A 21,911-nucleotide genomic window follows, 5' to 3' on the forward strand; every position below is an offset into this window, starting at 1 on the left:
ACAGGTTGAACGCCCGAGCGGGGGATCCACGGACATGCGCAATTTTTCGCTAATTCTGCGTATCGGCATCATCATGGCCATCATGGTGGTGTCGATGCTCGCCATTTCGGGGGCGCAGGTTTGGAGTCTGCGCAAGTCGATCTATGCCGAGCGCGAGCAGAAGCTGCACGACATGGTCGGCAGCGTGCTCAAGCTGATCCACACCTATGATGAGGAGGTCAAGGCTGGCAGGATGCCGCTGGATCAGGCGCAGGAGACGGTGAAGAAGGCCATCCGCGCCATGCGCTGGGGCGAGGGCGATTACTACGGCGTCTATCAGTTCGATGGCGTCACGCTGGTCCACGCCAATCCCAAGAACGAAGGCGTGAATCGCATGGAGTTCAAGGACCCCAAGGGCACCCGTATCGTGGCGGATATCATCGCCGCGGCCCAGCGAGGCGGGGGCCTGGCGACCTATGAGGCGCCGCGCGGCACGGCCGGCGCCGAGGTGCCGGCGCCCAAGCTGGTCTACGCCGCGCCCTACGAACCGTGGAAATGGGCGGTGCAGGCCGGTGTCTATATCGACGACATCGATGCCACCCTGTGGCGCGAGGCGCTGTGGACCGGCGCCTGCACCGTGCTGGTGCTGCTGGTGGCGGGCGTGTTCACCGTGCTGATCGCCCGCAGCATCACGCGCCCCCTGGCCGATCTGTGCGGTACCATGGACCGGCTGGCGGCCGACGACCTGAACGTCGACATCCACTATACGACGGACCGGAGCGAGATCGGCCGCATCGCGCGCGCGGTGGCCCTGTTCCGGGAGCACATGCGCAACGCCGCGGCGCTGCGGGCGGAGCAGGCGCGGACGGAGGCGGCGGCGGCGGCGCGCCAACGCCAGGCCCTGGCCGGCGTGGCCGATACGTTCCAGGCCCGCGTGGGGGGCGTGGTGGGCACCGTCACCCAGGCCGCCACCGATCTGGAGCGCTTGGCCGCCACGCTGACCCAGGCGGCGGACCAGGCACTTACCCGCGCGCGGGCGGCATCCGGCGCGGCGGCCGACGCGTCCAGCAACGTCAACACCGTGGCGGCGGCCAGCGAGGAGCTGTCGGCCTCCATCGGCGAGATCAGCGCCCAGGTTGTCCGTTCCGCCACCATCGCCGGCGAGGCGCTGGCCGTGGTGCGCGAGACGGACACGGTGGTCGAGGGCCTGGATGGTGACGCGCGCCGCATCGGTGAGGTGCTGGGTTTGATCCAGGCCATCGCCGCCCAGACCAATTTGCTGGCCCTGAACGCCACTATCGAGGCCGCCCGCGCCGGCGAGGCGGGCAAGGGCTTCGCCGTCGTCGCCAATGAGGTCAAGGGCCTGGCCAACCAGACCGCCAAGGCTACCGAGGAAATCGCGGCGCAGATCACCACCATCCAGGGCCGCAGCACCCAGACGGTGACGGCCATCCGCCGCATCGGTGCCACCATCGCCGACGTCAACGAGTTGACGGTCACCATCGCCTCGGCGGTGGAGGAGCAGACCGCCGCGACGCAGGAGATCGCGCGCAATGTGCAGCAGGCGGCGGTGGGCATCGGCGACGTGGCCGGCAGCCTGGGCGACCTGACGGGCGCGTCACAGGCGGTGGGCGACGCCGCCCAGGGCGTCTCCGGCCTGGCCGAGAGGCTGTCCGCCCAATCCGCCATCCTGGACAGCGAGTCGGCCGGCTTCGTGAAGATGGTCCGGCTGGGCTGACGGCTTCGTCCGGCGCCGGGCGGGTCCCTCGGGGAAGCCCCGGGCGGATCAGCGTCCGCCCGGACCGCCGCGTTGTCCGCCCATGCCGCCCCCGCCCAGTGTCCCCAGGCCCGAGGAACCGGCGCCGATGGTAGTGGGGGTCGGCAGGTCGGTGATACCGGGGAAGGTGGGACCGATGGCGGCCGTCCCCCCGGTGGACAGGGCGTCCTCCGGCATGCGGCCGGTGGAGATGATGGGTGTGTCGGGCGAGGCCAGGCCGCTGCTGGGCGCCAGTTGCGGGCGCATGTTGTGCGGCAGGCGGCTTTCCACCAGCACACGAATGTCCTGGGCCCGCACCCAATCCGGCGACCCGGCGGGCAGCATCTGCTCCGCCCGGTCGGCGTGATAGCGGGCGGCGCGGATGTCGCCCCGCGCCAACGCCTCTTCCGCCCGGGCATAGGCCAGTTGCGGCGCCATGTCGGCGCGGGCGTAGGCGCTGGCCAGCAGCAGCCAGGTCAGTTCCACCAGCGGCTCATCCCGTGCGGAAGAGCGCAGGACGTCGATGGCCTCGTGCACCAGCTTGTCGTCGCCGGCCTCCAGTAGGGCGTGGCCCAGGGCCATGCGCAGCTGGGCGCTGTCCGGGGCGTATTTCACCGCATTCCGGTAGGGATCGACCGCCTCCTTGGCACGGCCGTTCTCGAACAGGATCTGGCCCTTCAACTCATAGAAGTAGGGGTTCTTGGGTTCCTGCTCGATCAGGCCATCGACGATCTTCAGGCCCTTGTTGATGTCACCCACCTGGTAATAGGCGATGGACCGGGCGTAGCGGGCCGCGACGCTGGTGTCGCTTTCCGGATACTTGCGCAGGGCCAGGTCGGGATGGATGAAGCCGTACAGCTTGGCTCGCATGCGCTGGTGCATGTCGTAATAGGCCGAGGGCATCCTGGCGTTGGTGAACTTCGAGATATGGTCGACGAAGTTCTCGATGTACTCGATACGGTTCTTGGTCAGCGGGTGGGTCATCAGGAACTCCACCTGCTTGGTCTGTGGCAGGCCGGAGTCCTGCTTGTGCAGCTTCTCCATGAACTCCAGCATGCCCTTCGACGAATAGCCGTTGGCCTCCAGGTAGGACAGGCCGGCCTCGTCGGCCGACGCTTCCTGCGCGCGGCTGAAGGCGAAGAAGGACCGGGCGCCCAGTTCCTGGGCGCCGGCGATACCGCCCATGGCGGCACCGCCGCCGTCGCCACGGCGGGTGCCGCCGATGGCGGCCGCGACGCTCAGCAGCGTCGCCAGGGTCGACAGGATGACCGCGTTCTCGATGGCGTCACGGGACCGGACCTGGTGGCCGCCGGCCATGTGGCCGGTTTCGTGCGCCATGACGCCGATCAGTTGTTCCGGCGTGTCGGCGGCCATGATCAGGCCGGTGTTGATGAACATGTTCTGGCCGCCGGCGACGAAGGCGTTCAGTTCGTCATCGTTGACCAGGACCAGGGTGACGGCGTCGGGGACGATACCCGCCGCGCGGAAGATGGGGGTGGCGAAGACGCGCAGCGTGTGCTCGATTTCGGCGTCACGCACCAGGCTGATGCCGCGGTCCTGGGCCATCACCGGTTCCACGGCCAAGGCCGAAGACAACAGGCTGACCAGGATCAGGCGGGCTAGGCGGCGTGGTCGCAAGAACATAGTCGATTCCATCGGCGGTGCCGTCGATACCCGAACAGGCGAGCGGTAAGGTATGACCCCTACAGACTCCAAGGACGAATTTCCACGCGCGGCGGGGCAACCGGCTGTCGCTGTACGCACCAGTACCATTTCACCCTTCATGGTGATGGAGGTACTGCGCGCCGCCAATGCCCGCCAGGCCGCCGGCGGCGACGTCCTGCACCTGGAAATAGGCCAGCCGTCCACCCCGGCACCGAAGGGGGTGATCGCTGCGGCAGCCCACGCCCTGGCCGCTGATCGCCTAGCCTACACCGATGCCCTGGGCCTGCCAGCCTTGAGAGAGGGCATAGCACGTTGGTATCAAGATCGCCATGGGCTGGTGGTCTCGCCGGAGCGGGTGGTGGTCACTACCGGTTCGTCCGGCGCCTTCCTCCTGGCCTTCCTCGCGGCCTTCGACCCGGGTGACCGCGTGGCCTTGGCGGCCCCGGGATATCCGGCCTACCGCAACATCCTGAAGACGGCGGGCCTGGTGCCGGTGGAATTGCCCACGGGGCCCGAGACGCGCTTCCAGCCCACCCCGGCCCTGTTGGATGAACTGCTGGCGCAGGGGGGCGGCCCTTTCCGGGGCCTGATCGTGGCCAGCCCGTCCAACCCCACCGGCACCATGCTGGACGCGGCCGCCATGGCGGCGCTGGGCGCCTGGTGCCGCCGTCACAGCGTCTGGCTGATATCGGACGAGATCTACCACGGCATCGAATACGGCACGGTTCCGGCCGCCACGGCCTTGGCGGTCGATGGGGGGCAGGGCGCCATCACCCTCAACAGCTTCTCCAAATATTTCTCCATGACCGGGTGGCGCCTGGGGTGGGCTGTCGTGCCCGAACGGCTGGTGCGGTCGGTGGAATGCCTGGCGCAGAACCTCTATATCTCCCCGCCCACCCTGTCGCAGCACGCGGCCGTGGCGGCCTTCGGCTGCGTGGATGAGCTGGAGGGCCACGTCGCCCGCTATCGCCGTAACCGCGACATCCTGCTGGACCTGCTGCCCGACGCCGGATTCGGCCGCCTGGCCCCCGCCGATGGCGCCTTTTTCCTGTATGCGGACATTTCCGACCGCACCGACGACGCCCAGGCCTTCTGCACCCGCCTGCTGAACGAGACGGGCGTGGCCCTGACGCCGGGCGTGGACTTCGACCCCCTGCGCGGTCACCACACCGTCCGCATCAGCTTCGCCGGGGCTGAGGCGGAGATGGTGGAAGCGGCACGCCGCCTCAAGGCCTGGCGCGGATAGGCGGTCAAGCCAAGCCTGAAAAAGGGGAAGGGCCGGCCGGTGTCGCCACCGCCGGCCCTTCGCATATCAACCCTTTTGAGGACTGTCCCTTTGGGGGCGCCGGTCGTTGGTTGCCGGCGCCTTTCCCGATTCCTGAATAAACTCAGTTCAGGGCGATCAGCCGGTGCGGCATGGTGTGGCCGGCATGGGCCCTGATGACGCTGGTGCCCGTCGCCTTGCAGGGGACCGCCAAACCATCGCGGCTCGTACCCGGGGTGGTCACGGCGTTGGCGGGAATGACCGTCAGCCGGCCCGACTTTGAGGCCGCCAGCGTCGCGGCGGGCGTCGGCCCCGGGGGGCGGCCTGCGCCACGGCGGCGACATCGGGACGGGGCGCCGCGACCAGGATGGCAGGGGCGACCAGGAAGGGCAGGCCCAGGAACAGGCCGGTGAGAACGCTGCGAACGGTCGTCATAATACCACCTCCATAAAACGATCGGCCCTCGGGCGGCTCCTCTGCTAGGCCGAACGACTGATGGGCGTGACTTGAAGGTCGAGGCCAACCGTGGCGGAACCATGGCAAGAAGCGGCACTTACCGGGGCAGGCGCAGACTCCCGACCCCCTGTGGCGAATTGGCAACAGTCGGCCCTGTCGCCGCCTGCGGGACACCCATGCGGCGATGACGGGCGATTGAATGAAAGAGAAGGCTTGCGATGGCCGGCGGATGTCGATATATACCCGCCCACCCCGAGACGGAGAGTAGCTCAGCCTGGTAGAGCACTGCTTTCGGGAGGCAGGGGCCGGAGGTTCGAATCCTCTCTCTCCGACCATCTCAGGGACGCATAAGCGGCCGGCTTCTCCCGAAGCCGGCCGTTTTGCTTTTCAGCGCGGGGCGCAGACGAGCGCGGTCTGGCGCAACAAAAAAGGCGCGCCGGTGAGGGCGCGCCTTTAGCGGAAACGGGCTGGCGCCCGGTTCAGAAATCCCGGTCGACGACGAAGTCGATGACGTCCAGCAGGGCGCGCTTGATGGGGCTGGCGGGGAACAGGCCCAGGGCGTCGCGGGCCACGGCGCCATAGTGCCGGGCGCGCTCCACGCTGTCGCGCAGGGTGTTGTGGCGCTGCATGAGGGCCAGCGCATGCTCCAGGTCGCCTTCCCGCTGGTCGACCTCCTCCAGCGTGCGGCGCCAGAAGGCGCGTTCCTCGTCATCGCCCCGGCGGAAGGCCAGGACCACGGGCAGGGTGATCTTGCCCTCGCGGAAGTCGTCGCCGATGGTCTTGCCCAGGCGGGCCTGCACGGCGGAATAGTCCAGCACGTCGTCCACCACCTGGAAGGCGATGCCCAGGTTCAGGCCATAGCTGCGCAGCGCCTCCTCCTCCGCCGCGGGGCGGCCGGCCACCACGGCGCCGATGCGGCAGGCGGCGGCGAACAGTTCCGCCGTCTTGGCGCGGATGACCTCCAGATAGGCTTCCTCGCTGGTGGTGGTGTCGTTGGCGGTGATCAGCTGCAGCACCTCGCCCTCGGAAATGACGGCGGAGGCGCTGGACAGAATGCGCAGCACATCCAGCGACCCATCCTCGGTCATCACCTGGAAGGCGCGGGAGAACAGGAAGTCCCCCACCAGCACGCTGGCCTTGTTGCCGAAGACGGCGTTGGCCGAGGGCTGGCCCCGGCGCAGGTCGCTTTCGTCGACCACGTCGTCGTGCAGCAGGGTGGCGGTGTGGATGAACTCGACGCAGGCGGCCAGGGGCTGGTGGCGTTCCCCCTGATAGCCGCACAGGCGGGCGGCGGCCAGGGTCAGCACCGGGCGCAGGCGCTTGCCGCCGCTGGCCACGATGTAGCCCGCCAATTGCGGGATCATCTCCACATCCGAATGCATGCGGCGGATGATGATGTCATTGACCGCGGCCAAGTCGGTCGCCACCAGTTCCACCAGCGCCTCCAGGGCATCGGTGCCGGGCTTCCGGCGCTTGGGATCGAGGGGGGTGACGACGGCCACGAAACGAACTCCTGCCAATGGGAGCCAACATGGGGGCCAACGTCGCTATCGCGCGAGACCCAGTTGACGGCCCTGGATAGGACAGTGAGCATACCGGCGCAACCCCCGTGGTCAAGCTGGCAGACCGCATCGCCGTCCCCCATATTAAGGCGCCCCCGTCGATCAAGCCCGGCGGTCCCTCTCCAAGGAAGCCTTCATGCAGCCCATCCTCAGCAGCAATGACCCCGTGGAACTGTCCTGGGCCCGCGCCGTGCTGGCCGACGCGGGTATCGAGGCGGTGCTGCTGGACGAATACACGGCGGCGGCGGAGGGCAGCATCCTGGCCATTCCCCGGCGGCTGATGGTGGCGGACGGCGCCGTCACCGCCGCGACGGTCGCCCTGGCCGTGGCCCGGGCGCAGCTGGAGGAGGCGCCGTGACCGGCGCGGCCGTCCTCCTGGCCCCGCCGGTGGAGGGCGACCTCACGGAGGACAGGCTGCTGGATGGGCGGGTGCGCCTGTTGCAGCCGGCGCAAGGATACCGCGCGGCCATCGATCCGGTGCTGCTGGCGGCGGCGACCCCCGCCGGTGGAGAGGATCACGTGCTGGATCTGGGCTGCGGCGCCGGGGCCGCGACCTTTTGCCTGGCCGCCCGGCTGCCCGGCGTGCGGATCGCCGGGCTGGAGGTTCAGCCCGCGGCGGTGGATTTGGCCCGGCGCAACGCGGATCTCAACGGCGTCGCCGGCCGCGTCCGCATTTCCCTGGGCGATGCGGCCCAGGCGCCCGGCCATCTTCCGCCCGGTTCCGATCCCGACCTCCTGGCGGGACGCTTCGATCATGTGATGACCAACCCGCCCTTTTACCCGGGCGGGCGGCACACCCGATCCCCCCGCGCCGGCAAGGCGGTATCACATGGCGAGGGGACGGCGGATCTGGCCACCTGGATCGCGGCGGCCGCCCGCCTCCTGGCCCCCCGCGGCACCCTCACCATGATCCACCGTGCCGACCGCGTGGACGACATCCTGGCGCGCCTGGCGGGCCGTTTCGGCGCCGTGGTGCTTTACCCCCTGTGGCCCCGCGCCGGTGCGGAGGCGCGGCGCGTCATCATCCGCGCCCGCCTGGGTGCCCGGACCCCCGCCCGCCTGCTGCCCGGCCTGGTGCTGCACGGCGAGAGAGGGGGCTATACGCCGGCGGCAGACGCCGTCCTCAGGGGCGGCGAGGGCCTGGACTTCTGACAGTGTCCAGCGTATCCCGGGCGCGCGGTACAACCGAAGACGATAGGACCCCAGCATGGAAGTGAAGCGCCTGGACATCGATGGCCTGGTGATGGTGAAGCCCCGCCGCTTCGGCGACGACCGCGGCTGGTTCGTCGAAACCTGGAATGAGGAAAAGCACGCCGCCGCCGGTATCACCGGGCCCTTCGTCCAGGACAACCAGTCGCTGTCGCGCATTCAGGGCACGGTGCGCGGCCTGCACTTCCAGTTGGCGCCGGCGGCCCAGGGCAAGCTGGTGCGCGTCATCCGCGGGCGTATCCTGGACGTGGCGGTGGACCTGCGCCAGGGCTCCGCCACATACGGCCGCCACGTCGCCGTGGAGCTGGATGCGGAAGAGGGCTGGCAGCTCTGGGTGCCGGTGGGCTTCGCCCACGGGTTCTGCACCCTCGTCCCGGACACCGAGATCGCCTACAAGGTGACGGCGCCCTACAGCCCGGCCCATGACCGCGGCCTGCTGTGGAACGACCCGGCGCTGGGCATCCAGTGGCCCGAGTTCGCCGGCGCCGTGCTGTCGGACAAGGACGGCAAGCAGCCGACCTTGGCGGAGATCGGCGCGCCCTTCCCGGGCTGAGGCCTTCAGGCCCTGGCCACGTGCGCCAGGGCCGCCCCCAGCCGGGGGCCCAGGACCGCCAGGTCATACTCCCGTGCCACCAGGTCGCGGCCGGCCGTGGCGAGGCGGTGGCGCAAATCCAGGTTGGAGCGCAGCGCTTCCAGGGCCTGGACCCAGCCTTCCGGGCTGTCGGCCCACAGGCCGGTGACGCCGTCGGCCACGATGCGCCGGTTCTCCCCCACCGGGCTGGCCACCACGGCCTTGCCGGCCGCCATGTACTGCAACAGTTTGAAACCTGACTTGCCCTGCGCGAACGGCGTGTGGGGCAGGGGCATGATCCCTGCGTCGACTCCGGCCAGGGCGGCGGCCTCGCCCGCCTCGCCCCAGGCGATGAACTCCTCCGGCACACCGGGCAGGTTGACAGGGGCGCTGGCGATGGTCACCAGCGTCAGCGGGCCGCTGGCCGCAAGCGCCGCCAGGGGCCCGGCCAACGCGGCCAGATAGCGCGCGGAGGACGGGGTGCCGATCCAGCCCACGCGGAACCCGCCGGCGGTCGGCTCCGACCGCGCGGCGGCTTGGTAGCGGGACAGGTCCACCGGCGTGGGCAGGCGCAACAGGCGGCAGGCGCCGGCGGCCTCCGCCCAGCCGGCCAGGGCCTCGTTGGCGACCACGGTCAGGGCCGCCCCCGCCACCAGCCGCTCCAGCTTTCGGCCCAGAAGCGCGCGCACCGGCGCCCTGCGATGGCCGGCATAGCGCAGGTGCCAGGCGTCGTCGAAGTCCAGAACATACGGGCGCCCCCGGAACATCAGGCGTTCCGCGGCATCCGGCAGCCAGGGCAGGGCCTCCTTCTCTATCCACAGCAGATCGCCACGTCCGGCGCGGCCGAGGGCCGTCAACCGCTGCCGATAGCGTCCCAGCAGGGCGCGGCCGTCCACCGGCTGCCCGGCGTACAGGCGGTGCAGATAAGCGTCGTCGAAGAACGGGGCGCAGGTGACCTCCAGGCCCGCCGCCGCCAGATGGGGCAGCGGGTCGAAGAAGCGCAGCCGGCTGCTGGCCCCCAGCCGGTCATAACGGGGCAAGGCCAGCACCCGCGCCGGGCGGGGCGGGGTGCGGAGCGGCGGGGATGCCATGGGGGTGCCGGTCTCAGCCCTTGCGGGCGACGACCAGCAGGCGCTCGGTCCCGCCGGGGATGGCGGGTGGCAGCGTCGTGCCCTCCAGCACAGCCAGGCCCGCCTGGCGCAGGGCGCCCTCCACATGGTCGCGGCGATGCAGGAAGCGGCCGTTTTCCTTCAACGCCACGGCGGGGGCCCATGGCTCAGCCGCGTCCAGAACCAGGACCAGCGTGCCGCCGGGCAGCAGCGCGTCGGCGGCGGCCGAGGCCAGTGGCCCCAGGTCGCCGACATGGTTGGCGATGTCGGTCGAGACGATCAGGTTGGCGTTGGCGGCTGAGCGCTCCAGCACCACGGCATGGTCACCGTGAACCAACTGGTCGTACAGGCCACTCCGCGCCGCCGCCTGTATGGCGGTCGCGGACGGATGCACCCCCACCAGATCGGCGGCGTAGGGCTTCAGCAGGGGAGCCAAGGCACCCACGCCGCAATCGATCTCCAGCACCTGCAGGGTGCCGGCCGCGGGGCCGAGATGCCGTGCCAAGGTGGCGGCCAGGGCGGGCGAGAGGGCGGCCGTGGCGGCGGCGACGGCCTGTTCCGTCAGCATGGCGGCCTGGGCGTCGTACATCTGTTCCAGATAGGCGGAATCCGCCCGGGGCGGTGGGGGGCTAGGCCCAGCGCCGCCTCCGTATGGCGCAGGATGGGGGTGACGCCGGCCGTCCGCCAGGCGTCCACCAGCGATCGGGCGGCGGCGCCGTTGCCGGAAGCCTGCAGGGCGGCGGCGATCTGGGCGGCCTCCAACTCGGCGGAGATGGTGGTTTCCGGCCGATTCAGCGCCTGACGGATGGCGGTGGCCGCCTCGGCCAAGTGGCCCAGGCCCCGCAGCGCGCCGGCGCGGCCGACGTGGGGCGCCACCTCGAACGGGCGCAGCGCGGCCAGGTGGTCGAACACGGCCAGCGCCTCCTGGTACTGCCCGGCCTCGTTCAACACCAAGCCCAGGTTGGAATGGGTTTGCGCCAGGTCCGGCTGGGCCTCGGCGGTGGCCCGCAGATAGTCCAGCGCCTCGTCCAGACGGCCCAGGCGGCGCAGGACCAGGCCCAGGTTGGCGGCGGCCTCGACATAGGACGGCCGGGCCTCCAGCGCGTTGCGGTAGTGTTGCTCCGCGATGTCCAGGTGGCCGGCCTCCTGGAACAGCGTGGCCAGGTTGAAATAGGCCTCCGCCAGCATGGGCTCGCGTTCCAGCGCGTCCAGGTAATGGGTGGCGGCCTCGTGCCCCTGGCCCAGGCGCTGGCAGGCCGCGCCCAGGTTGAAGCGATGGATGGGGTTGTCCGGGTCCAGGGCCACCGCCATGCCATAGGCCGCCTTGGCGGACTCGTTGTCCTGCTGCCGTTCGAACGCCAGGCCCAGGTCGGCGCGTAGCGCGGCGTCGTCGGGGCGCAGGGCCACCGCCTGGCTCAGCAGCGAGACAGCCTGGGCCGCGTCGCCGCCTTCCAATGCCGCCAGGCCGTCGGCCTGCAGGATCAGGACGGCCGCGTCTTCCGGCGTGGCCGGCGTGCTGGGGACGGGCGTGCTGTCGGTGTGGTCGGTCATGCTTCCTCCGCCGGCGGAACCAACGACACGGGCCCCGGCTCGCTTCATTTCATGGGGAGAGGATAGGGGGCGGCGGCGCCCGTGAACAGAGGCAAGATATGCCCACTGGCCGCCGATTCACCGGGCGATTCAGGGATCTGCGATCGTCAGCAGCCCGTGGCGACTGAGCGCGTCACCGTGGCGCACGACGTGGTCGTGCAAAAGGTCCTTTTGCAACGCGCGCAGCGCCGGATTCCGCAGGATACGGAAATAGCCGGCCAGGGTCCCTTTGCCCACCCGCACATGGCCGTCATAGACATCCATGAACCAATGGCGGCTGGCCGTGCAATGCACCAGCCTTACGGTCCGCCCGCGCACGGCGTGGCCGTCGCCGTCCGCGTGGATCAGGGGCAGCAGGTGATTTTGCGGTTGCCACTCCATCGGATCCAGCAGCAACGCTTCGCCGGCTTTGCCCCACCGAGGCCCGTGGACCAGAAGGGCCATGACGTTCTGCTCGAACAACGGGTGGGGTGTCAGCCCCCGGCTGCGGCGGTCCCAGTCGGCCAGCAGGGCCCGCGAGCGGCACAGCCAGAAGCCCACGCTGACATAGGGGGCGTCCGGGTCGGCGCCGCTGTCGGCCATCAGGGCGCGAAAGGGGGCCAGGGCGACGCCGCCCTCATCCATGGCCGCCACGTCACGCAGGGCGATGCCGTTGATATCCGTGGTCAGGGCGATGGCGGCGCCGGTTTCGTCCAGCCGTTGGAACAGCTGCGCCATGATGCCGGTATCCAAGCCCGTGACCAGCATGTCGGCATCGATCCAGCACAGGCCGCGCCACGGCAGGGCGCCGACATAGTCCAGGATGGCCGCCTTCTTGGCATAGGGATGCAGGCTTTCCGGCACGCCAGGCGGCCGGGGCAGCAACTGTCCCCGCTCCGCCAGATAGGCTTGCTGGCCCGGGGCCAAGCCGTAGTCGCAGACCATCAGCCGCTCACCCGGCAGGCGCTGGGCGAAGCTCTCCAGCAGCATCAGCGTGGTCGCGAAGAACCGCTGGTCGGCGCCGGTGACATAGAGGATATCGCTCATGCCATCACCGGCGTCTGCGGCCAATCGGCGCCCCAATCGGTACCATGGATCAGGCGTAGCGACGGGTACCAGGGGGTGGCCTCGCCGGCTGCCGGCCATCGCCAGTCGGCGTCGGGGGGACCAGCACCACCCCCGGCCGGCCCAGGGCCCCCGCCAGGTGGGCCAGGATGCCGACAGGTAGGGCCACCGCGTCCGCCGCCGCGAGGGTGGCGGCGACTTGGGCCCATCCGTCCGGCGCATCCGGCGGCGGGGGGCATATGGGGATCGCCACCACCCCCTGCGGCAGGGTCGGTTGGGCCGCGCCGGCGGCGACCGCCACCGTTCGGCTTGGCGGCAGGGCTGCCACCAGGGCGGTCGGCGGTGTGGGGGCATGGAGATAGGGCCCGGTCCAGAAGCCGTTGGGTTCCCACAGCGCCAGGCGGTCGGGAACGTCCTGCAACGGCACCTGGAAATCCGCGTGGACGGTGTCCCGCCCCCGGATCGCCACAGTGATGCCGGCCAGGGGCTGGTCCGGTCCCGTGGGCAACAGCGGCGCCCAACCCGGCGGAACTTCCACCACCACATCCACACCCCGGTCGCGCAGGCGCGGCAGCAGGCGGGCCAGATGGGGCAGGGCCTCCGCCTCCACCTCGTCCCACACCAGCAGGCGGCACCCGGCGATATCCTGGTCGGCCCGTTCCCACAGTGGGATGGCGCCGTGGCGGCGGGTGGTTCCCGGCCGCATCCAGCGCCAAGCCAGGTCGGCGAAGCCATCCCGCCAGGCGCCCAGGCGCAGGCAGGCGGCGGCATGGTCCAGCCGCGCGGCGGCATGACGGGGGTCCAGCACCAGGGCGCGCGCATACCGGGCGCGGGCGCCGGCGATATCGCCCGACCGCTGTTTCAATCGCCCCCAGGTGTGATGGATGTCGGCATCCGCGCCGCCGGCGGCCTCGAGGGCCGTCAGCAGGGCCGCCGCCCGCTGCGGCGCGTCGGGGATCAGCAGTTCCGCCCGCAGGCGGTGGGCGGCCCCGTTGGCGGCGTCCAGCGGCGGCAGACTGTCCAATACCCCCAGCGCGGCCCCGGGCTTGCCGCGGCGGACCAGCAGCCTGGCCAAGCCAGCGCGGGCCGGCATGCTGCCGGGATCGTCCGCCAACAGGCTGCGGTAATGGCCCTCCGCCTCCACCACCGCGCCCGCGCTGGCCAGCCCCTCGGCCAATGCCAAGCGGGTGGACGCCTCCAAGGGCAGGCCCAAGGCGTCGGCCTCCAACAGGACCTCCAGCGCGCACTGCGGCTGGCCGGCCCGTTGGTGGCTGGCCGCCAGGGCGGCGAGGCCGCGCACCAGATTGGCGCCGATGTCGGGAACGGTGACGGCGCCCGGCTGCCCGTGGGCGCGGCGGATCAGGTCCACCCCGGCCTCCAAGCCGCTGGTGGCCCCTTGGGCACGTTGCAGGATCAGGACGCCCCGCAGGTGCAGGGCGTCCACCTGGTCCGGCACCTGGGCCAGAATAGCGGCGTACAGCGCTTCCGCCTCATCCAGACGACCGGCGCCGTGATGGGCGACAGCGGCGGACAGCGCCTGGGCCAGGGACATTCCTTCCTGGGCCATGGGTCAGTGGCGGGTGGGGGCCGGAGTGGGGGAAACGGGCGAGCCCAAGGGGATGCCCAGGGGCCAGGGCGTCAGGCCGTCATATCGATCAACTGGCCGCGCCCATCGGTGGGGGCGGGGCCGGCGCTCTGCCCGGTCAGCAGTTCGGTCGCCACGGCGGACTGCGCGTCCGTGGTCTGCTTCAGGGCCTGCACCTGGAATTGCAGGCTGGCCTGCAACACATTGGCGGCGGTGGCCGCGGCGGCTTGGCTGTCGATCTGCATCTGCGCTACTCCGGGGGCTGCGCCCGCGAGGGGCGGCCGACAGTCGCAGTATCGCTCCGATCGGCCGGCCGCTCAAGGCATAGAGTCGGCGTCCATCCGTGCTGACGTCGTTAGCTCAGCGAACTCATGATGCTGAAGCACAGCTGGTCGCCCTGGGCGTGCAGGGTTTTCAGCGCGTCCTTGGGCAGGGGGATGCGCTTTTTCTGGCAATAGGCCACGATCAGCCGCGCCAGCAGGTAGGACTCCAGCTGCATCACCTCGCGCCCGCCGCCGGTGGGCAGCTCGCTGGTCAGCTTCACCGTCGGGGGGGGGCCTTCGACCACCTGGATGCTCAGGATGCGGCGGCTGGCGTCGAATTCCTCCGGCGGCACGGTTTGGAAGACGAGCTTTAGCTCGTCATTGGAGAAGATGATGTGCCGGATTTCCGTGATCATGACCGTTTCCTTGGACGTCAGGCCGTGGCGCGCTTCTTCTGGCGGCGGCGATAAATGGTGCAGGGATTGATTTCCAGCAGCGCGGCGGCGCGCGTGATGTTGCCCTGGCAGAGGCGGATGGCTTCCTCGATGGTTTCCTCCTCCACCATCCACAGCGGCCGGATGCGTCGCTCCGGGGCGGGGTCGGGGTCGAGGGCGGCCGTCCCATCCTCAAGGGAAATGGGGGCGGCCCAGCTGTTGACGCCCGGCAGACGCGCGGCCCCCATGGAAACGCCGCCCGGCGCCGGTGCGGCGGGTGGCGCGGGCGGCATGCCGAATCCGGTCGGCGCCACGCCCCCCAGAGAGGCCCCACCGGGGGCCGGACCGGCCAAGTTGGCGGGCGGCGGCGGCGAGAAGGGGAAGGGCATGGGCCCGGCCATGGCCGCCCAGCGCGGATCGTTCAGCATGGGGGGCACGATCATGGTCGGCTTGTTCAGCGGCGGGGGCAGCATGAACGGCTGGATGACGGCACCGTCGTTCAGCACCACCACGTTGCGCACCACGTTCAGCAACTGGCGCACGTTGCCCGGCCAGGTGTAGGTACGCATGATGTCCTCCGCCTCGTCACTGAAGCCGGTGAAAGACTTGCGTTCCTCCTGCGTGTACTTGGCCAGGAACTCCCGCGCGATCAGCAGGATGTCGTCGCCGCGGTCGCGCAGGGGCGGCAGCTCGATGGAAATCACCTGCAGGCGATAGAACAGATCCTCGCGGAAGCGGCCGGCCTGCACCTCGGCGAAGGGGTCGCGGTTGGTGGCGCAGACGATGCGCACGTCCACCGCCTCGGCCTTTTCGCTGCCCACCTTCTTGACCATGCCGGTCTGCAGGAAGCGCAGCAGCTTGGCCTGCAGGGCCAAATCCATTTCGCCGATTTCGTCCAGGAACAGCGTGCCGCCGTCGGCTTGCAGGGCGGCGCCGGCGTGATCCGCCGTCGCCCCGGTGAAGGCGCCCTTCACGTGGCCGAAGATCTCGCTTTCCATCAAATCCTTCGGGATGGCCGCGCAGTTCACCGGGATGAAGGGCTTGGTGGCGCGCGGGCTGCGGCGGTGGATGGCCTCGGCGCAGACCTCCTTGCCCGTGCCGCTTTCCCCGGTGATGAACACCGTGGCCTTGGACGGGGCCGCCGCCTCGATCATGCGGTAGACGCCGCGCATGGCCGGCGAGATGCCGACGAAGCCCAGATAGCCCAGCGGGTCCTCCACCGGGGCGGTGGGCGGCGCCGCCTCCAACACCTTTTCCCGTTCGGTCAAGGCGGTGGCCATGGCCTGGCGCAGGCGATCCGTGCCCGCCGGCAGCAGCAGCACGTCCACGGCACCGGCGCGCATGACGTCCACCGCCATTTGCACCGAGCCCTGGGACGTCAGCGCCACCACCTGCGGCGCCCGGGTGTCGGCCTTCAATTCCTTCAGCAAATCCAGGCCGTTGCCGCCTGGCAACTGAAGGTTCAAGAGCACCACGTCGGCCGGCGCCTCCGCCAGCGCCCGGCGGGCGGCCGGGGCGGTGTCCACCACCTGCAGGGCGTGGCCGTCCTTGCGCAATGCTTGGCTGTAGGCAGCGGCCATCGACGGCGTGGGTTCGACGATCAGGACGCGGCGCGGGCGGGTTTCCATGGGGCGGATGCTTTCAGGGGGACATCGCCCGCGCCTATCCTTTAGGGGAATGCGTCGGGCATTGCAGCTTGCAGGTTTTCAAGCAATCGCCCAGCGCTGTCAACGCAGGACATTGCAGGATGCAATGCCGCGGAGCTGTTCTTAAGGTTAGGGTGCCGCCCGCTCCCCGCTCCGGTCAGCCCTATTGGATAGGCTTGGCCTCAGCCGTACGGACGGGTATGGGAATATTACAAACGTCCACGTGCCCCGCCGGTACGGGGAAGAAGTCCTCCCTCCGGTTGCGGCGTGCCTCGACATAGGCGGCCCAGGTGGGGGTGTCGGTGCGCAACACCACCAGGTTGTCGCGCTGGTCGGGGGGCAGGTCGGCGGCCAGCCTCACCTTGGTGATGGGAATGCGCTGTTCCGGCTTGTCATAGAAGCCCAGGGCGGCGGTGCCGCGCGGCAGGCTGCTCAGGATGTCCATACCCCGCAGCACCCGGCCAACCACGGTGATGTTGCGGTCCAGATGGCGCGGCGCCTGGCCGATGACGGCATAGAGTTCCGCCCCGCTGCCACTGTCCAGCGCCATGTCGCGGCCCACGCCCACCATGCCGTAGCAATGGACCAGCCAGGCCTCGCGCCCCTTGGCGTCGCGGGCGGCGGGGAAGCCGTCGCTGTAGCCCGCCTCGGGCGCGTACGTGTCATGGTCGGGCAGGGGGGTGAAGGGCAGCTTCGCCACGGCGTCGCCCCGCACCACGAATTCGGGGGCCAGCTTGGTCTGCGCCGTCTTCGGCGTGCGGGTGCCGTCGGCGTCGCCCCATTGGGTGACGTAGTTGTCCTGCACCCGGTCCACGGCCAGGCCGTCGAACCAGCCCTCGCGCACCAGCTTGCGGATGTTGTCGACATGCGCCGGGGCGAAGGCGGGTGCCAGCTCGATGATCACCCGGCCCTGGGCCAGGTCCATGTACAGCAGGTTTTCCGGGTTGGGCGACCGCCAGTCCATGGGACCCGCGGCGGCCAGGACATCGGCGGCGACCGGGCCCGCCTTGGCGGTTGGCTTTGGCGCGGCCGGCTTGGCCGCGTCGGCGGCATAGGCGGTGACGGACAGGCAAACCAGGGCCGCCGCCAGGCGGGCGGCTACCATTGGACGACGCATCGCTTCCCCTTCATTCTTACGGCGGCCGTTCCCATGATGGGGCCGCCATCCCGGCGCAGGATTGGCTGCGAGGTGCAGCATGGGCAAGCGATTTCAGGTGGCTTTGAGGTTGGGGGCCTTCGGACGGTTTCCTACTTGGCGGCGATCGAAACCGTGACCGTATCCTGGTAGACGCCGGCGGCGGCCTGGCTGTTGCCGGGCAGGCTGACAGCCAAGGTGCCCTGCCGGCTTTGCGTGGAGCCGGCGCGGTCCGTGGTCAGCGTGCCGTTCTTGGCGGCGGCCGTATTGTCGTAGGAAAGGTTGTAGGCCACGGCCGTGGACCCGGTGGCGCTGCTCTTCAGCGTGCCGCTGTTGGCCGAGGCGACCGACACGGTATAGCCGTTGCCGGCGTTGCACTGCTCCGTCACCGATCCCACGGTGACGGCGTTCTGGCCGTTAACCAGATCCAGCGTGGCGTTGCTGGACGTGACGGCGACGGTGCAGACGGTGGGGACGGTGGCGCTGAGCTGGATGGTGCCGCTGCTGTTGCCCGCCCAGGCGGAACAGCCCAGGACCAGGGTGGCAGCGATGGTCAGGGCCAGGCAAATCCGATGCGCGGGGGCCCCATGGGCGGGGGTATGGTCGCGGGGCGGGGCGGGCAGACGCTGGGACATTTTTTGTCTCCATGGGCGCCCCGGAATGGACGCCATCTGTCGATCAGGATGGGCAACCGCCTTCTGCGGCGCCCTGCGTTGGATCAAATGGATGATCCAGCCGCCTGATCCAGATGGTATGTCAGTTCGCCGTCACCGTCATCAGGAGATAATCCGTATAGGTCCCGGCGATGACCTTGGTGACGTCACCGATGACGATGATGAAGGTGTGCCGGTCCAGGCTGGAATAACTGTAATAGTTCAGCGTGGTACCACCAGCGGCCACGCCCCGGCCGTCCACCGTCATGCTGTAGGGGATGCGGGTGTTGGCGGCGCTGTTCACCAGCTGGCCGCCGTTCTGCGACTGGATGGTGACGCTGTACCCGGTGTTGCCCGACACCTCCAGGTCGAAGCTGCGGCTGGCCCCGGTGGTCAACTCCCCGAAGTCGACGTTGGCGGTCGACGCCGCCAGGTTGCTGCGCACGCCCCCGACATTGACGGTGGCAGAGACGGAGGTGCGCACGGTGGCCCGCACCTGGACGATGGCGCTGTCCATGATGGCCACGATGGTGCCGGCGCTGTTCAGCTGGTACAGCGTCACCGTCACCTGGTCGAAATAATAGGATGCCCCCACCAACTGCCCGGCCGGGACGGAGGCATAGAATCCGGTGGTCACCGTCTGGGTGCCGCGTCCGTTGTTGACCGTCCCGGTGATCAGGTTGCTGGTGTTGCCCGTGCCGTAGTCGCCCACCCGCTGGGTCAGGGCGCCATCCTTGTACAAATCATAGCTCAGCCAGTTGCCGCTGAAGCCCAGCATGCGCCGCGTGCTGCTCCACAGCCCGCTGTCGATGCCGATCCCGAACAGGCAGTTGCTGCCCGCGATGTATTGCACCGTCACCGTGTTGTAGGTGGGGGGCTGCAGCGCCGCGAAAGGGTCGTAGCTGGTGACGGGTGTCACCTGCGACAGGCCGCTCAATACGGCGTAGCAGGTTTGGGCAGCCCGGGCCGGCACCGTGGTCAACGCCATCACCAGGGCCAGCGCCAGCAGGGCCCACAGCGGGACGCCCCGGGACCGGGCGCCTGAAGGCCGGGCGGTGGCAGGGCGAAGGCGGGTTGGCTGTTGCATGGCATCCAGGATGGTGGCGTCCCGGCCGGGCGGCACCCGGTCAGGAGAATGGGCCCGGCGGCGGGGGCCGTCAGGCGGTGCGTTATTGGCAAGCAAGAAGCGTTCCGCCGTGGGCTGGCGTCCATCCTCACCCTGGTATTCGCTTCCGTTCATGATGGGCCATCCCCGGTCGTCGTGGACGCCGGCTTGGCGGGCGACAGATTGATGGTCTGGCCGGGCAGCGGCTCCAGCGTCAGCGTGCCCAGCGGGAACAGGCCTTCGGCCGCCGCCGGTACGGTCACGGGGATGGGCTTGTGCGGCACGCCGTTCAGCTGCATCAGCCATTCGCCGGGGCGCACCGCCTCAACGCGGAACCGGCCCTTGCGGTTGGTGAAGAACGGCACCTCCAGCCCCGCCTTGGGGTCCTTGGCGTTGGTGGCCTTGACCGCCTTGCCGTCCGTGCGCCGCAGCAGGCCGGCCGCCAGCGGCACGGGCTTGCCCGCCGGGTCCAGCAGCACGCCGTCCAGCGACACGGTGGCGTCGGTGCCGATGGGCACCAGGGTGCCGGTATGGTTGCCCGGCACGATGGCGGGCCGGTCGTTGCCGATATCATAGCCCATGGGCGCGTCCGGCACGTCCAGCAGCAGCGGCCGCACCAGATAGGCGGAGATGTTGGGCACCACCGGCGGGCCCAGCCAGTCGCTGGACGACAGGTAATGGCCGGTGACCGGATCGACGCCGATCTCCTCATCCGCGATGCGGGGGTGAGGGACCACCAGGGCGAAGCTGTTGGTCACCGGCCGGGTGACGCCGACATGGCCATCGGCGAACACCAGGCCGGTGGCGAAGTTCAGGGTCGTGCGCTCGTCATTCTGCAGCGGGCCGTCCAGCGTGGACAGGCGCTGGCTGTAGTCATGGCGGATGGAGGCTTCGAACCGGTCCATGGTGTACCCGATGGAACCGCTGGCCTGGTAGGTGCCGGTGGTGTTGGTCGCGTCCACGCCCAGGTTCCAGGAATTGGTGGGCCATGGGTCCTGGTAGCGCCAGTCCACCTCGCGCTGGCGGCTCAGCGTGTCCATGGTGAGGCCGGCGGACTGCACACCGTCACCGAAGGTGTAGCGGAAGGCCAGATAGGCGCTGTTGTCCGCTTCGCGCGTCACGGTGTTGCGGGCCCGGCTCAGCGTCAGCTCCAGCGTCGCGTGCCGGCCGAAGCGGCGGCGGAACCCCAGGTCCACGGAATAGCCGTCGATCTGACTGTCATCGCGCACCAACTGGTATCGGCCGCTCACGGTCGCGGTCAAATCCTCGTCCAGCGGCTGGCCGTACCGCGCGGCCAGGTCATAGGACACGGTGTTGCGGGGATCCAGGGTGCCCAGGCTGGCATACCCGCCGGAGCGCCAGCTGCCCTGCGCCGTGAGGGTGCGCTGCTGGAAGAACTGTTCGTCGTTCGTGTAGTCACGGTAGGTCAGATCCACCGACGCCCCGCGGGAGGCGCCCAGGCTGGCGCCCGGGTTGATGCCGATGGTGCCGAGGCCGGTGACGAACAGCACCTCGGTGCCGATGACCTGCTGGCTCTTGTCCGCCTGAAGGCTGGCGCCCACGGTCAGGTTGTCGGTGATGCCCTGGCGATGATAGCCGGAAAAGGTCGGCCGGCTGCGGTCATAGGTCAGGCGGTCGCTGGCGGTGGTGTAGGGCACGCCGACCGTGTAGTTGAACTCCGACACGCCCTCGGCCAGCAGTTCGGAATCGAAGAAGAAGGGGAAATCGATGGTCCGCGTCTGGCCATAGGCGTCGGTGATGCGCACCTGCACGTCGTTGGTGCCGGACGTGCCGGGGAAGTCGGACAGGTTGACGGGGCCCGCGTCCTCGCGGAACACGCGCGTGGGGCGGCCGTTCACCAGCACCTCCACCTGCGACGGCGTATCCAGGATGAAGTCGCGGCTGCCCGTGGGCTGGATGGCGCGGTAGGGCTGCAGGGTGTAATTGCGGGCGATGGACAGTCCGGTCAGGGGGCGGTTGGTCTGGATGCCGGTGATGGAGTAGTCCAGGTCGCCGGCCTGAAGGCGCACCGCGTCGTCCGGGAAGTCGCGGACCAGCCGCGCGGGCCCGCGCATGAAATGGTGGCTGTACTGCTCCTGGTATTGGCCCTGCCATTCGAAGGACCAGCCGTCGATGTTGCCGCCGCCATCCAGGCCCAGGTTCAGCGGCTGGCGGTAATTGCCGCTGTCGGTGGCGGGCTGCGCCAGGAAGACCTGGGCGGTGCGCAGGTTGACGTAGGCCGCCACGTCTGCCGGCTCCAGCACCTGGTAACCGCTGGCGGCATTGGCGCGGTTCACCACGGTCAGGTTGCGCACCGCGCGCAGTTGCGCCGGCACCTTGACCGACAGCGTCAGCTCCTTGGGGTCCACGGTGATGGAAATGGTGGCGGCCAATGGACCGCCGCGCGCGCCGCCGGCCGGCCCGCCTTGGTACAGTGCCCCCAGCTTGACATAGCCGTCCGGGCCGGCCTGGGCCACCAGGTCGCCCAGGGCCTTGGCCTGCACGAAGTCGCGCAGCAGCAGGGACAGTCGGTTCAGATCCACCTGCGTTTCGGCGGGGTCCGGTGCCATCTTGACCGGCACCTGGCCGACCTCCCGCCCCTCCACCTTCACCGGCAGGTCCAGGCTGGTGGGCTTTTCCGCCTTCTTTTTTTTACCGAACGTCTTCTCGAACAACGCCTCCGTGTTCTGGTTGGCGGGTGGCGCCGTCTGGGCCCACGCCGGGCGGGAGGTCAGCAGCGGGGCCAGCAGGGCCGAAACCAGGACGCAGGCAAGCGCGCCCTGGCGCAGGCGGCCGGGATGGGGGCCGGGGCGGGCAACACAAAACGGACCGCGCGTCCGGCGGCCGGGCATTTTCGGTCGCGACAGGCGCACCGCCGTCCTCTT

At 69.8% G+C, this 21,911-nt stretch carries 20 protein-coding genes and 1 tRNA gene; 6 read left to right on the forward strand and 15 right to left on the reverse strand.

Annotated features, from left to right (window positions below; all coding sequences use genetic code 11):
• The first annotated feature begins 34 nt into the window (after positions 1–34).
• Entirely contained in the window at positions 35–1,717 is a 1,683-nt protein-coding gene (locus UCD39_RS05140) for a methyl-accepting chemotaxis protein (RefSeq protein ID WP_330494995.1), read from the forward strand.
• 48 nt (positions 1,718–1,765) lie between these two features.
• Here UCD39_RS05140 and UCD39_RS05145 read toward each other — a convergent pair whose 3' ends face one another.
• The gene (locus tag UCD39_RS05145; protein ID WP_246130071.1) at positions 1,766–3,379 is read right to left on the reverse strand and encodes a M48 family metalloprotease; all 1,614 of its coding nucleotides are present in this window, start codon (positions 3,377–3,379) and stop codon (positions 1,766–1,768) included.
• Positions 3,380–3,431: 52 nt separating this feature from the next.
• On the opposite strand from UCD39_RS05145, the gene UCD39_RS05150 reads away from it, so the two are divergent.
• Positions 3,432–4,646 carry a pyridoxal phosphate-dependent aminotransferase gene (locus UCD39_RS05150; RefSeq protein WP_330494996.1) on the forward strand — a complete coding sequence of 405 codons (1,215 nt, stop codon included), beginning with the start codon at positions 3,432–3,434 and terminating at the stop codon, positions 4,644–4,646.
• Between the two features lie 282 nt (positions 4,647–4,928).
• Here the strand turns inward: UCD39_RS05150 and UCD39_RS05155 are convergent, their stop codons facing one another.
• A complete protein-coding gene (locus tag UCD39_RS05155) occupies positions 4,929–5,099 on the reverse strand; it encodes a hypothetical protein (RefSeq protein ID WP_330494997.1) in 171 nt (56 codons plus the stop codon).
• 279 nt (positions 5,100–5,378) lie between these two features.
• Between UCD39_RS05155 and UCD39_RS05160 the strand changes: the two genes are divergently transcribed.
• A tRNA-Pro gene (locus UCD39_RS05160) sits at positions 5,379–5,455 on the forward strand.
• Positions 5,456–5,599: 144 nt separating this feature from the next.
• On the opposite strand, the gene UCD39_RS05165 is transcribed toward UCD39_RS05160, so the two are convergent.
• Complete coding sequence (locus tag UCD39_RS05165) at positions 5,600–6,622, reverse strand: polyprenyl synthetase family protein (protein WP_145728876.1); 1,023 nt, start codon at positions 6,620–6,622, stop codon at positions 5,600–5,602.
• Positions 6,623–6,818: 196 nt separating this feature from the next.
• Here UCD39_RS05165 and UCD39_RS05170 point away from each other — a divergent pair, with 196 nt between their 5' ends.
• Genes UCD39_RS05170 through rfbC form a run of 3 tightly spaced genes read left to right on the forward strand, consistent with a single transcriptional unit; the run spans position 6,819 to position 8,444 of the window.
• On the forward strand, positions 6,819–7,040 hold the full coding sequence (locus tag UCD39_RS05170) for a putative signal transducing protein (RefSeq protein ID WP_145728879.1): 222 nt from the start codon (positions 6,819–6,821) through the stop codon (positions 7,038–7,040).
• On the forward strand, positions 7,037–7,834 hold the full coding sequence (locus UCD39_RS05175; RefSeq protein WP_330494998.1) for a tRNA1(Val) (adenine(37)-N6)-methyltransferase: 798 nt from the start codon (positions 7,037–7,039) through the stop codon (positions 7,832–7,834). Before UCD39_RS05170 ends, UCD39_RS05175 begins: the two co-directional genes overlap by 4 nt.
• A gap of 55 nt (positions 7,835–7,889) precedes the next feature.
• Positions 7,890–8,444, forward strand: a complete 555-nt coding sequence (rfbC, locus tag UCD39_RS05180; RefSeq protein ID WP_330494999.1) for a dTDP-4-dehydrorhamnose 3,5-epimerase — start codon at positions 7,890–7,892, stop codon at positions 8,442–8,444.
• 5 nt (positions 8,445–8,449) lie between these two features.
• Here rfbC and UCD39_RS05185 read toward each other — a convergent pair whose 3' ends face one another.
• The 12 genes from UCD39_RS05185 to UCD39_RS05240 all read right to left on the reverse strand — a co-directional run bounded on the left by UCD39_RS05185 (position 8,450) and on the right by UCD39_RS05240 (position 21,878).
• Entirely contained in the window at positions 8,450–9,553 is a 1,104-nt protein-coding gene (locus tag UCD39_RS05185; RefSeq protein ID WP_330495000.1) for a glycosyltransferase, read from the reverse strand.
• 13 nt (positions 9,554–9,566) lie between these two features.
• Positions 9,567–10,160 (reverse strand): class I SAM-dependent DNA methyltransferase, encoded by a 594-nt coding sequence (locus UCD39_RS05190; protein ID WP_330495001.1) that lies wholly within the window; start codon positions 10,158–10,160, stop codon positions 9,567–9,569.
• The gene (locus UCD39_RS05195; protein ID WP_330495002.1) at positions 10,133–11,122 is read right to left on the reverse strand and encodes a tetratricopeptide repeat protein; all 990 of its coding nucleotides are present in this window, start codon (positions 11,120–11,122) and stop codon (positions 10,133–10,135) included. Before UCD39_RS05195 ends, UCD39_RS05190 begins: the two co-directional genes overlap by 28 nt.
• A gap of 129 nt (positions 11,123–11,251) precedes the next feature.
• On the reverse strand, positions 11,252–12,211 hold the full coding sequence (locus tag UCD39_RS05200; protein ID WP_330495003.1) for a hypothetical protein: 960 nt from the start codon (positions 12,209–12,211) through the stop codon (positions 11,252–11,254).
• Positions 12,212–12,236: 25 nt separating this feature from the next.
• Positions 12,237–13,757 (reverse strand): tetratricopeptide repeat protein, encoded by a 1,521-nt coding sequence (locus UCD39_RS05205; protein WP_330495004.1) that lies wholly within the window; start codon positions 13,755–13,757, stop codon positions 12,237–12,239.
• Between the two features lie 86 nt (positions 13,758–13,843).
• Entirely contained in the window at positions 13,844–14,035 is a 192-nt protein-coding gene (locus UCD39_RS05210; protein WP_330495005.1) for a hypothetical protein, read from the reverse strand.
• Positions 14,036–14,145: 110 nt separating this feature from the next.
• Positions 14,146–14,469 carry a hypothetical protein gene (locus UCD39_RS05215; protein WP_145728896.1) on the reverse strand — a complete coding sequence of 108 codons (324 nt, stop codon included), beginning with the start codon at positions 14,467–14,469 and terminating at the stop codon, positions 14,146–14,148.
• Between the two features lie 17 nt (positions 14,470–14,486).
• Positions 14,487–16,115 (reverse strand): sigma 54-interacting transcriptional regulator, encoded by a 1,629-nt coding sequence (locus UCD39_RS05220; protein ID WP_330495006.1) that lies wholly within the window; start codon positions 16,113–16,115, stop codon positions 14,487–14,489.
• Positions 16,116–16,296: 181 nt separating this feature from the next.
• Positions 16,297–17,250 (reverse strand): peptidylprolyl isomerase, encoded by a 954-nt coding sequence (locus tag UCD39_RS05225; RefSeq protein WP_330495007.1) that lies wholly within the window; start codon positions 17,248–17,250, stop codon positions 16,297–16,299.
• Between the two features lie 131 nt (positions 17,251–17,381).
• Positions 17,382–17,903, reverse strand: coding sequence for a spore coat protein U domain-containing protein (locus UCD39_RS05230; protein ID WP_330495008.1), 522 nt, complete (start codon positions 17,901–17,903; stop codon positions 17,382–17,384).
• Between the two features lie 121 nt (positions 17,904–18,024).
• Positions 18,025–19,161: a spore coat protein U domain-containing protein gene (locus tag UCD39_RS05235; protein WP_330495009.1), complete on the reverse strand. Its 1,137-nt coding sequence runs from the start codon at positions 19,159–19,161 to the stop codon at positions 18,025–18,027.
• The gene (locus UCD39_RS05240; protein WP_330495010.1) at positions 19,158–21,878 is read right to left on the reverse strand and encodes a fimbria/pilus outer membrane usher protein; all 2,721 of its coding nucleotides are present in this window, start codon (positions 21,876–21,878) and stop codon (positions 19,158–19,160) included. Before UCD39_RS05240 ends, UCD39_RS05235 begins: the two co-directional genes overlap by 4 nt.
• Between the last annotated feature and the right edge of the window lie 33 nt (positions 21,879–21,911).

Origin of the sequence: Nitrospirillum karajorum, from assembly GCF_036348415.1 — a bacterium.
GTDB classification, from domain to species: Bacteria; Pseudomonadota; Alphaproteobacteria; order Azospirillales; family Azospirillaceae; genus Nitrospirillum; species Nitrospirillum amazonense_B.